Raw genomic sequence first — 11,807 nt, forward strand, 5'->3', positions numbered from 1 at the left:
CTGGATGACGGCTGGCTGGAACGCGTGATGAAGATCGACAAGAAATGGGCGGCCTTCGCGGCGGCCGAGGCCGAGCCGGTCGAACGCATCCGCAGCGAAGTGGCGGAAATCGCCCAGGCGACCGGCACCTCGCTGCCCGAGTTCCGCCGCATCGTGAACATGGTGCAGAAGGCCGAGCGTGAGGCACGCATCGCCAAGAAAGAAATGGTCGAGGCCAATCTGCGCCTCGTCATCTCCATCGCCAAAAAATATACCAATCGCGGCCTGCAGTTTCTGGATCTCATCCAGGAGGGCAATATCGGCCTCATGAAGGCGGTCGATAAGTTCGAGTATCGCCGCGGTTACAAGTTCAGCACCTACGCCACCTGGTGGATCCGGCAGGCAATCACCCGCTCGATCGCGGATCAGGCGCGGACCATCCGCATCCCGGTCCATATGATCGAGACGATCAACAAGCTGGTGCGCACCAGCCGCCAGTTCCTGCACGAGCAGGGCCGCGAGCCGACCCCGGAGGAGATGGCCGAGCGCCTGTCCATGCCGCTGGAGAAGGTCCGCAAGGTGATGAAGATCGCCAAGGAGCCGATCAGCCTCGAGACGCCGATCGGCGACGAGGAGGATTCGCACCTGGGCGACTTCATCGAGGACAAGAACGCGGTCATTCCCGTCGACGCGGCGATCCAGGCCAACCTCAAGGAAACGGTCACCCGCGTTCTCGCCAGCCTGACCCCGCGTGAGGAGCGCGTGCTGCGGATGCGGTTCGGAATCGGCATGAACACCGACCACACGCTGGAGGAGGTCGGCCAGCAGTTCAGCGTGACGCGCGAACGCATCCGCCAGATCGAGGCGAAGGCGCTGCGCAAGCTCAAGCACCCGTCGCGCAGCCGCAAGATGCGGTCGTTCCTCGATCAATAACGCTCTAATCGCCCCGCCCCGGCGTATCATCGCAGGAGCGGGGCCAGGCAGGAATCCGCCCCAGTCCCATCGCGGGCCACCCGACTTGAAGATGTGATTAATCGCGGGTCAACCGCGTCTTTACGTCCTTCGGTATAGGCTTTGTCCGAATGAAGCGGTGCCGGGATTCTTCCGGCGCCACCTCGGATCCGGGAGCTTATGGCGTTTCAATCGGTACATGGCGCGCACTTCGGTGAAGCGTGGGACTCCCTGATCGCGCTGGTCGCGGCGGAAGGCAGCGGCAATGAGCCGTTCGCCACCACGCTGGCCGGCGCCAGCGCGACGACACGCGATCTGGCCGACGCCGCGCATTGCTGGTGCATGCTCCACGCCCGCCATCCCGGCGTGCTCGAATTCGCGCAGGGGCGCGCCAGGCATCCGGTGGTCGAGGCGTGGCTGGCGGAAGCGGTGACCGGCTTCTCACGCGAACGCGACGGCATCGTCCGCCTGGTCGCGGCGGCGGGCCCGCTGCCGAGCACGCCTGGGCAGGCCGAGAGCGAAAGCGCGATCGCCGGCCAGCGCCACGCGCTCGACATGCTCGCCCAGTCCGACCGCGCCGGAGTCGCGATCGGGGCGGCGATGGCGCTGGTGCTCGACTGGCCGGCCATCCGCCAGGTGTTCGACGCCGGCGCGCGGCGCATGGGGCTTCAGGTGATCGAGACCGCGCTGCCCGCCGCGCGCGACAGCGCGACGGTGGTCGCGGCGCTCGCCGAACCGGCGGCGTTCGAACGCGCGATGCTGTTCGGTGCCAGCCAGACGCTCGCCCAGCATCGCGCGCTGTGGCAATTGCTCGAAGCGCGGGCGGAGGCGCGCCGGCATCATCCCGGCTGAACGCTTGCACTCCCCCATATTGTCCCTCTACTGCATACCCGATCTTTGAAATTTCGGCGGGGTTGGAATGCGGTTCGAGGGTACTCAAAGCTATGTCGCGACCGACGATCTGAAGGTCGCGGTCAACGCCGCCGTCACGCTGCGCCGCCCGCTGCTGGTCAAGGGCGAGCCGGGCACCGGCAAGACCGTGCTGGCCTATGAGATCGCCAAGGCGGTCGGCGCGCCGCTGATCGAATGGAACGTCAAGTCGACGACCAAGGCGCATCAGGGCCTCTACGAATATGACGCGGTGGCGCGGCTCCGCGACGGTCAGCTTGGCGACGAGCGGGTGCATGACATCGCCAACTACATCCGCAAGGGCAAATTGTGGGAAGCGTTCACCGCGCCCCAGCTGCCCGTCCTGCTGATCGACGAGATCGACAAGGCCGATATCGAGTTCCCGAACGATCTGCTCCAGGAACTCGATCGGATGGAATTCCACGTCTATGAGACGCGTGAGACCGTCCGCGCGGTCGAGCGGCCGATCGTGGTGATCACCTCGAACAACGAAAAGGAGCTGCCCGACGCATTCCTGCGCCGCTGCTTCTTCCACTATATCAAATTCCCGGATCGCGAGACGATGCAGGCGATCGTCGACGTCCATTTTCCCGGCATCCAGAAAATCCTGGTCAGCAAGGCGATGGACATCTTCTATGACATCCGTGAGGTGCCGGGGTTGAAGAAGAAGCCGTCGACCAGCGAACTGCTCGACTGGCTCAAGCTGCTGCTGCACGAGGACATGCCGCTCGACGTGCTCCAGAACCGCGATCCGACGAAGGCGATTCCGCCGCTGCACGGCGCGCTGCTCAAGAACGAACAGGACGTGATGCTGTTCGAACGGCTGGCGTTCATGGCCAAGCGCCAGACGCGGTAGGAAGGTCTTCCCCGGCAAAGGCCGGGACCCAGTTGCGGGGCGCCGGTGGATAGCGCGGCGCCGCGACCACATCGGCTCGCCTGACTGGCCCCCGGCCTTCGCCGCGGAGAGCCCAGCCGGCAACACCGCGCTTGCCCGCAGCGCCAGCGTTCCCTACCTGTTCGCGCATGTCCGTACCTGTGCCCGCCCCCGACGATCCGCCGTACCTGCGCGGCCTCAACGCCCCGCAGCGTGAAGCCGTGCTCACCGCTGACGGCCCGGTGCTGGTGCTGGCCGGCGCCGGCACCGGCAAGACCGCGGCGCTGACCGCGCGGCTGGCGCACCTGCTCTACACCCGCCGCGCCTACCCCAGCGAGATTCTCGCGGTCACCTTCACCAACAAGGCCGCGCGCGAGATGCGCGAACGGGTCGGCCGGCTGGTTGGCGACGCGGTGGAGGGGATGCCTTGGCTGGGCACCTTCCACGCGATCGGCGCGAAGATGCTGCGCCGCCATGCCGAACTGGTCGGGCTGCAAAGCAATTTCACCATCCTCGACACCGACGACCAGCTCCGCCTGCTCAAGACGCTGATCGCCGCCGCTGACATCGATGAGAAGCGATGGCCCGCCCGCGCGCTGGCCGGGCATATCGACGGGTGGAAGAATAAGGGCCTGCTTCCCCGCGACGTCGACGCCGGCGATTCGGAACTCTACGCCAACGGCAAGGGCGCGCAGATGTACGCCGCCTATCAGGATCGGCTGCGCGCGCTCAACGCCTGCGATTTCGGCGACCTGCTGCTCCACGTCCTGACCATCCTCAAGACCGACCGGGAGGTGCTGGCGCATTACCAGCAGCGATTCCGCTACATCATGGTCGACGAGTATCAGGACACCAATTCCAGCCAGTACCTCTGGCTCCGCCTGCTCGCGCAGGAACGCAAGAACATCTGCTGCGTCGGCGACGACGACCAGTCGATCTATTCGTGGCGCGGCGCACAGGTGGAGAACATCCTCAAATTCGAACGCGACTTCCCCGCCGCCAAGGTGATCCGGCTCGAACAGAATTACCGCTCCACCCCGCACATCCTCGCCGCCGCGTCCGGGGTGATCGCCAACAACGGCGGCAGGCTCGGCAAGACGCTGTGGACCGAGGAAAGCGAGGGCGAGAAGGTTCGCGTCATCGGCGTGTGGGACGGGCCGGAAGAGGCGCGCCGCGTGGGCGATGAGATCGACGCGGCATCGCGCGCGGGCACCTCGCTCAACGATATCGCGATCCTGGTCCGCGCCCAGCACCAGACCCGCGAGTTCGAGGACCGGTTCATCGCCACCGGCATCAACTACCGCATCGTCGGCGGCTTCCGCTTCTATGAGCGGGCCGAGATCCGCGACGCCCTCGCCTACCTTCGCGTCGTCGCCCAGCCCGCGGACGACCTCGCCTTTGAACGGATCGTCAACGTGCCCAAGCGCGGGTTGGGCGACAAGGCGGTCGCGCGGCTGCACCAGCTCGCGCGGGCGGAGGGCGTGCCGCTGTCGATCGCCGCCGCGCGCATCCTCGACACCGACGAACTGACCGGCGCCGCACGCAAGTCGCTTGGCGCGCTGGTTGGCGATTTCGCCCGCTGGCGCCGGATGGCGGAGGAGCTGCCCCACGCCGAACTGGCCCGGCAGTTGCTGGACGAGAGCGGCTACACCGCGATGTGGCAGGCCGACCGGTCGGCCGATGCCGCCGGCCGGCTCGAGAATCTGGGCGAGCTGGTCCGCGCGATGGAGGAATATGACAGCCTCGGCGCGTTCCTCGAGCATGTCAGCCTGGTGATGGACAACGAAGCCGCCGACACCGGGGCCAAGGTCACGATCATGACCATCCATGCCGCCAAGGGGTTGGAATTCGACACGGTGTTCCTGCCCGGCTGGGAGGAAGGGCTGTTCCCCTCGCAACGCTCGCTCGACGAGGGCGGGCTGGCGTCGCTGGAGGAGGAGCGCCGCCTCGCCTATGTCGCGATCACCCGCGCGCGGCGCCGCGCGGTGATCCTCCACGCCGCCAATCGCCGCATCTACGGCCAGTGGACGTCAAGCCTGCCAAGCCGCTTCGTCGGCGAACTGCCCAAGGCCCATATCGACGAGCACACGACGATGTCCGGCGGCGAGAGCCTGTGGCGCGCCAACTGGAGCGAACGTGCCGATCCGTTCGCCGACGTCGGTCGCGGCACCGGCCGCGGCCCCGGCTGGCAGCGCGCGGCGGGCGTCGATCCGAAGAAGCCCGGCGGCGGCTTCACCCCCCGCACCTATTCGCGCGAACCCGCCCGCGTGAAGGAAGCGACCCGCTCCGCGATCAGCCTGGGCAACAAGGGTCGCGACGACCTGTCGCTGGGGATGCGCGTGTTCCACCAGAAATTCGGCTATGGCGTGATCGCCGAGATCGAGGGCAACAAGCTCGAGATCGATTTCGAGGCGGCGGGGCGCAAGCGGGTGATGGACAGCTTCGTCACCGCCGGATGATGGCGCGGTCGGACGGGTTGAAACCCGCCAGCGCGCGATGGTCGACGCGATTCCGGCCCCCTGCCTTGGCATCGTACAGCGCGGCGTCGGCGCAGCGGATCAGTTCGGCGGGTTCGCTCCCGTCCACCGTGTCGGCATGGCCGACGCCGATACTGATCGTCACGATGCCGGCGGCGCCGGGGGCGGCCAGTTTCAGCGCCTCCACCTTCGCGCGCATCGCCTCCGCGATCCGCATCGCCGCCTCGCGCCCGGTGGCGGGCAGGATCGCCGCGAATTCTTCTCCGCCATAACGCGCCACCAGATCGCCGCCGCGCGATACCGTTTCCGCCAGCGCACGCGCCACGTCGCGCAGCCGCGCGTCGCCGGTCGGGTGGCCGAAGCGATCGTTGAGCTGCTTGAAATGGTCGATGTCGATCATCAGCAGCGCGATCGACCCGTGGCCGCGCCGCGCCCTGCCCCATTCGCGCCACAGCGTCTCGTCGAACTGGCGCCGGTTGGCCAGCCCGGTCAGCGCGTCGACGCGCGCCAGTTGCTCCAGCCGGTCGTGCTCCTCCAGGCTGCGGGTCTGGACCAGGATGTTGCGCAGCCCGGTGAGCAATGTGGCGACGATGAAGCCCGCCACCGCCAGCGCCGGATAGTGGGGCACCAGCACCCCCGATACGACCAGCAACGTCGCCGGCAGCACCAGCGGACTGCCCGCGCGCACCAGATGCGCCAGCCGCGCCGACACCGCCACCGGCGCCGCACGCTCGCTGCCGCGTCCGATCGCCAGCGCCGCCAGCAGCACGAACGGGACGTCGATCAACAGATCGGAATAGCTGCCATAATCCGTGTCTTCGGCGAAATGATTGATATAGCCCGCCGTCAGCAGATAGGCGCAGGCGAACACCGCCAGCGTCCCGAACAGCGATCGCCCGGTCGCGCCGGGACTCGCCACGAACCGGATCAGCGCAAAGATCGCGATGAACAGGTTTTCGATGTCGAACATCAGCGCCAGGCTGATCAGGCCTGCCGCGCTGGTGCCGGTCATGGTGGCGAAGGCGAAGCTGTGGGCGAAGAACAGGCCCCCCAGCGCCAGCGCCAGCGCACCGTCGACCAGCTGCGCCGGCCATAATTCGCGTTCGGGGCTGGCGACCATGAACAGCAGCGGCACGCCGTACAGCACGAACAGCACCATGCTGATCGCGTTGACCCCGCTCGCGTTGTCGAGCAGCAGCGTGTTGGCGGCGGTGGCCCCCATGCCGCCCGCCCACAACAGCATCGCCGCCGCTAGCGCGATCCAGCCATGCGGCACGCGCGATCGCCGCGCGCGCGCCACGCACGCTCCGCCGGCCAGCAAGGGCGCCGACACCGTGAACAGGAATGACAATGCGGGCGCCTGTCCGGTCGGCAGGACGATCGCCAGCGCGTGGAGCGCGACATAGGCGGGGAGCAGGGCATAGGCACGCCAGCCGGGAAGGATCGCGGAATCATCGCCCGTCGAACGGACGTGCCAACCGCTTGTTACCCAGAATCCACGCATAGACCGGTACTTGATCCGTTGCCGAACCGGGATTGTGACGCAATACCCTTAGAAAAGCGTAGCCATTTGCACCGGAGTGTCGAGGTGCGGCGCGCTGCCCCGTTCAGTCGGCAGGCTGCGATTCCCGTTCGACCGCCATCAACGCGCAGCCGGCGTACTTCTCCGCCTCGGGCTCGAACAGCGCGCTCGGCACGAAGCTGCGGTCGGTCAGGCGCAGCGCGCCCAGCCCCGTCAGCTTGAACGTCGCCAGCTTCGGCTCCTTCGCCAGCATCAGGTTGCGCGATACCGTCAGCGCGTCGACGTACAGCTCGTCGTGACGCATGTAGAGGATGTGCGGCGCGACGACGATATCCGCGCGATTGTACGTCGCGGCCAGGCAAAGCTGGCGCACGATCGCCTCCATGATGATCGCGGGGGCGGGCTTGGCGGCGGTATCGGACGCGTCGGACAAATACATACCCGGTATCTATAGATTATGCTGCATCGCAGCAATACCAAAGTTGTGGCGGCTGGTATAGTCCGACGCGCCTTCGGCTGCCGTTCGCCATGCCGCTGCGGAATCGTCCGATGCCGCGCCTTGGCGCGCCGCTGACGACGGCGGGAGCCGGGGCGGCCGCTGGCGGTCCCGGTTACACGCAGCAGGCTTGCCAATCGGGGCGCGGCGTTTCTAAGGCACTCCTGCATGGATGAAAAAGCCCCTCCCCCCTCTACAGCGCCGACCGTAGGCGCAGCGGAGGTGGAGGGAGAGGCGCAGACATCGCTTCCGCCGCCGCCCGGCGCCGCCCTGCCCCTCCCACATGACGGCCTGCCGACACCGCGTCGCTATGTCGCGATGGTCGCGGTGTCGTTCGGCACGGCGCTGGTGGTGATCGACGGCGCGATCGCGGCGGTGGCGCTGCCGACGATCGCGCGATCGCTCCACGTCGACAATGCGGCGGTGGTGTCGATCGTCACCATCTATCAGCTCACCCTGGTGATGCTGCTGCTCCCGTTCGCCGGACTGGCCGAGCGGATCGGTGTCAAGCGGATGTACCAGGGCGGGCAGGCGCTGTTCGCCGTCGCGACAATGCTGTGTTTTTTTGCCGAGAGCCTGCCGTTCCTGCTGATCGTGCGGACGGCACAGGCGATCGGCGCGGCGGGCGCGCTCAGCGTGACATCGGCGATGGTCCGCGCGATCTATCCGCGCGCGATGCTCGGCCGGGGGCTCGGGCTGAACGCGGTGATCGTGTCGAGTTCGGCCGCCGCGGCGCCGACCGTCGGGGGGCTGATCCTGGGCATTGCGCCGTGGCCGTGGGTATTCGCCAGCGCGGTGCCGTTCGCCATCATCTCGCTGTTCCTCGGGCGATCGTTGCCCGACCTGCCGCGCCGGAGCGAACCGTTCGACGTGCTGGGCGCGGTGATGTGCGCGGCGACGTTCGGGCTGGTGATCGGCGGGCTGGAAAGCGCCGTCCATGGCGACAGCCCGGTGGTGTCGGGTGCGATCGTCGTCGCCGGGCTGGGCATCGGCTGGTTCTTTGTCCAGCGCGAGATGCACGAAGCGAAGCCGATCCTGCCGATCGACCTGCTGTCGCGGCCGGTGATCGCGCTGTCGGCGATTGGCGCGTTCACCGCGTTCCTCGCCAGCCAGGCGCTGCTGCTGTCGCTGCCGTTCCGGCTTCAGCACAGCTACGGATTTTCCCCGTCCGAGGTCGGCGCGATGATCGCGCCGTGGCCGCTGACCACCTTGTTCGTCGCGCCGATATCGGGCGCCCTGTCGGACAGGATCCCGGCCGGGCTGCTGGGCGGCGTCGGCATGACGCTGGCGGTCACCGCACTGGTGCTTCTCGCCAACCTGCCGCCCGATCCCGGCTATGTCGACGTGGCGTGGCGGATGTCGCTGTGCGGCGCCGGATTCGGCATGTTCCTGTCACCGAACGCGCGGCTGGTCGTCGGATCGAGCCCGCGCGACCGCGCTACCGCCGCCGGCGGGCTGGTATCGACGATCCGCATGGTCGGGCAGACGTCCGGCGCGACGCTGGTCGCCGCTCTGCTGGCGATGGGCATCGGCGCCGGGCCGGTGCCGCCCTATACCGCCGCCGCGCTCGCGCTCATCGCCGGGCTGTGCAGCGTCGCCCGGCTGCGCCCCTCGATCCGCAATCCGCAGTTCGGCGAAGCGGAAGGAACCCAGCCGGCCAGCCAGGTGCGCTAGCCGCCGGGCAACGCCGCCCGGTCGGCGCGGCGCCAGGGCTTGCGCCCCGGTCGAGCCGATGCCGTCGAAATCGTGACGCGCCGTTGCAACGCACCATCGCTCGCGCCTATGAGCGCCTCACCCATGGCCACCGCCACCCATCCTCACCCGTTCACCATCCCCAATTTCCGCGCCTATTGGTTCGCCCGGTTCGCGGCGACGCTGGCGCAGATGGCGATGGTGATCGTGATCGGCTGGCAGGTCTACGACCTCGCCCGCCGCACGATGACGGTGAAGGAGGCCGCGTTCCAGCTCGGGTTGATCGGCGTCGCGCAGTTCGTGCCGCTGCTGGTGCTGTCGCTGTTCGCCGGGTGGGTCGCCGATCGCATCGATCGCCGCTGGATCGCGCGGTCTTCCGTGGCGCTGGAGGCGGCGTGCGCGATCGCGCTCGGCGGGCTGACGTGGAGCGGGCATATCGCGCTGCCGTGGCTGTTCGGCATCGCCGCGCTGCTCGGCGTCGCCCGCGCCTTCGCCGGGCCGGCGCTGGGGGCGTTGTCGCCCAATCTGGTGCCGAAGGAGGTCCTGCCCACCGCGATCGCGATCAGCTCGGTCGCGTGGCAGGGCGCGGCGGTGATGGGACCGGCGCTGGGCGGCTATCTCTACGCGGTCAACGACTGGCTGCCCTACGCCGTATCGGGCGGGCTGTTCCTGTTTGCGTTCCTGATGCTGATGCTGATCGGCGTGGTGCCGCGCAGCACGATCCGCGGCGACGCCAATCCGTGGGTCCAGATGATCGACGGGCTCCATTACGTCCGCCGCAACCGGCTGGTGTTCGGGGCGATCTCGCTCGATCTGTTCGCGGTGCTGCTCGGCGGCGCGACGGCGATGCTGCCGGTCTATGCGCGTGATATCCTCCATGTCGGCGCCGACGGGCTGGGTCATCTGCGCGCGGCGCCGGCGGCGGGCGCGGTGGCGATGGCGCTGATCTTTGGCTGGCGCCCGCTCAAATCGAATGTCGGCACCAAGATGCTCGGTGCGGTCGCGCTGTTCGGCGTGGCGACGGCGGTGTTCGGCCTGTCCGGGCCGCTGCTGGTGCCGCTGCTCGGCCCCTCCGCCACCGACGGCGAGTTCTCGCCGGCGATGCTGCTCGCGCTTGCCGCGCTGTTCGTGCTGGGCGCGTCGGACATGGTGTCGGTCTACGTTCGCCAGTCGCTGATCCAGCTGCATACGCCTGACGAGATGCGCGGGCGCGTAGGCGCGGTTTCGACACTGTTCGTCTCGGGATCGAACGAGCTGGGAGAGGCGGAATCGGGCTTTCTCGCCGCGCTGATCGGGCCGGTGGCGGCGGTGGTCGCCGGGGGGATCGGCGCGATCATCGTCACGGCACTGTGGGCGCGCTGGTTCCCGGAACTGCGCAACGCGCGCACCTTCGATCCACCGGACCATCTGGTCGAGCCGGTATCGGCGCCGCACGCCACCCTTGATGCGGAAGCCGCAAACCCCCATCCCTAACGCCGTGCACGAAGCAGGAGTTCGACCCATGAAGGCCCAGACCATCCTCGAGACGATCGGCAACACCCCGCATATCCGGGTCCAGCGCCTGTTTCCGGGTGCCGAAGTGTGGATCAAGTCCGAACGCGCCAATCCCGGCGGCTCGATCAAGGACCGTATCGCGCTGTCGATGATCGAGGCGGCCGAGCGCGACGGCGATCTGAAGCCCGGCGGCACGATCGTCGAGCCGACCAGCGGCAACACCGGCGTCGGGCTGGCGATGGTCGCCGCGGTCAAGGGCTACAAGCTGACGCTGGTCATGCCGGAGAGCATGTCGATCGAGCGGCGCCGGCTGATGCTGGCCTATGGTGCGACGTTCGACCTTACCCCGCGCGAAAAGGGGATGAAGGGCGCGATCGAGCGGGCGATGGAGCTGGTAGCGGCGACGCCGGGCGCGTGGATGCCGCAACAGTTCGAGAACCCCGCGAATATCGAGGTTCATGCCCGGACGACCGCGCAGGAAATCCTGAACGATTTCGCGGACGCCCCGATCGACGTGCTGATCACCGGAGTCGGCACCGGCGGACACATCACCGGCGTTGCCGAGACGCTCAAGAAGAGCTGGCCCAACCTCAAGGTGTTCGCGGTCGAGCCGGAACTGTCGCCGGTGATTTCGGGCGGCCAGCCGGGGCCGCACCCGATCCAGGGCCTCGCCGCCGGCTTCATCCCGCGCAACCTTCACACTCAGGTGCTCGACGGGGTGATCAAGGTCGACGCCGGCCTGTCGAAGGAGATGGCGCGCCGCGCCGCGCGTGAGGAAGGGATGCTGGTCGGCATCAGTTCGGGCGCGACGCTGGCCGCGATTCAGCAGAAGCTGCCGGATCTGCCGGCGGGCAGTCGCGTGCTCGGTTTCAACTACGATACCGGCGAACGCTATCTGTCGGTCCCGGATTTCCTTCCGGATGCCTGAAAACGACTCGCGCGGTTAACTGTTTTCCATTAGGAACCCACGCGATTCCAACGCGATCGTTCCCGGGGGGAACCGTGCGAAACGCGATGATTTGTGCCGGCGTGATGCTGGCGACGGTGTTGTTCTGGCCGATCGTGTTCGGCGGAGGCGGTAACCCCGCCGCCGCCGCACCGCCGGCGTCGCATCGACAGGCGGCGGCGGTGACCATGCTGGTGCCGCCATCCGCCACGCCGCTCACCGCGCCTCCCGCCGCTACCCGGCTGGTCCGCCCGCCCGTATCCGGCACGCCCGGTTCCGTGACCATGGTGGTGCCCGCGCCGCGGCCCTTCGCCAGCGAGACCTGCACCCATCGTTTCTCGCGCGCCGCGCCGGTGTGCACCACCGGCCAGTGCCGCGCGCGCGCCATCGACGCGCTCGATATCTGTGAGGGCACTGGCTTCTGGCCCGACTGAGCGGCGGCTTTCGCTGCGCGGGTGATTGGGTTA

The 11,807-nt window shown here is 68.1% G+C and carries 10 protein-coding genes; 8 read left to right on the forward strand and 2 right to left on the reverse strand.

Features of this window, described 5'->3' with window-relative positions:
* The 4 genes from rpoD to VNR91_RS02405 form a co-directional block, all read left to right on the forward strand.
* On the forward strand, positions 1-912 hold a 912-nt coding region (gene rpoD / locus VNR91_RS02390; RefSeq protein ID WP_325489193.1), incomplete at its 5' end, for an RNA polymerase sigma factor RpoD.
* 198 nt (positions 913-1,110) lie between these two features.
* Positions 1,111-1,782 (forward strand): DUF6975 family protein, encoded by a 672-nt coding sequence (locus tag VNR91_RS02395; protein ID WP_325489194.1) that lies wholly within the window; start codon positions 1,111-1,113, stop codon positions 1,780-1,782.
* Positions 1,783-1,849: 67 nt separating this feature from the next.
* A complete protein-coding gene (locus VNR91_RS02400) occupies positions 1,850-2,695 on the forward strand; it encodes a MoxR family ATPase (protein WP_325489195.1) in 846 nt (281 codons plus the stop codon).
* Positions 2,696-2,862: 167 nt separating this feature from the next.
* Positions 2,863-5,172: an ATP-dependent helicase gene (locus VNR91_RS02405; RefSeq protein ID WP_325489196.1), complete on the forward strand. Its 2,310-nt coding sequence runs from the start codon at positions 2,863-2,865 to the stop codon at positions 5,170-5,172.
* Here VNR91_RS02405 and VNR91_RS02410 read toward each other — a convergent pair.
* Both VNR91_RS02410 and VNR91_RS02415 read right to left on the reverse strand, forming a co-directional pair.
* Positions 5,159-6,694, reverse strand: a complete 1,536-nt coding sequence (locus tag VNR91_RS02410; RefSeq protein WP_325489197.1) for a diguanylate cyclase — start codon at positions 6,692-6,694, stop codon at positions 5,159-5,161. The genes VNR91_RS02405 and VNR91_RS02410 overlap by 14 nt on opposite strands.
* Positions 6,695-6,797: 103 nt before the next feature.
* Complete coding sequence (locus VNR91_RS02415) at positions 6,798-7,151, reverse strand: hypothetical protein (protein ID WP_325489198.1); 354 nt, start codon at positions 7,149-7,151, stop codon at positions 6,798-6,800.
* A gap of 375 nt (positions 7,152-7,526) precedes the next feature.
* Between VNR91_RS02415 and VNR91_RS02420 the strand changes: the two genes are divergently transcribed.
* The 4 genes from VNR91_RS02420 (at position 7,527) to VNR91_RS02435 (ending at position 11,774) form a co-directional block, all read left to right on the forward strand.
* Positions 7,527-8,882, forward strand: coding sequence for an MFS transporter (locus VNR91_RS02420; RefSeq protein ID WP_325489199.1), 1,356 nt, complete (start codon positions 7,527-7,529; stop codon positions 8,880-8,882).
* Between the two features lie 123 nt (positions 8,883-9,005).
* Positions 9,006-10,373: an MFS transporter gene (locus tag VNR91_RS02425; RefSeq protein ID WP_325489200.1), complete on the forward strand. Its 1,368-nt coding sequence runs from the start codon at positions 9,006-9,008 to the stop codon at positions 10,371-10,373.
* Positions 10,374-10,401: 28 nt separating this feature from the next.
* A complete protein-coding gene (gene cysK, locus VNR91_RS02430) occupies positions 10,402-11,322 on the forward strand; it encodes a cysteine synthase A (RefSeq protein WP_325489201.1) in 921 nt (306 codons plus the stop codon).
* An 86-nt stretch (positions 11,323-11,408) separates the two neighbouring features.
* Positions 11,409-11,774, forward strand: coding sequence for a hypothetical protein (locus tag VNR91_RS02435; protein ID WP_325489202.1), 366 nt, complete (start codon positions 11,409-11,411; stop codon positions 11,772-11,774).
* Positions 11,775-11,807: the final 33 nt, after the last annotated feature.

The organism is Sphingomonas sp. (assembly GCF_035555815.1).
In the GTDB taxonomy this organism is placed as follows: Bacteria; Pseudomonadota; Alphaproteobacteria; order Sphingomonadales; family Sphingomonadaceae; genus Sphingomonas.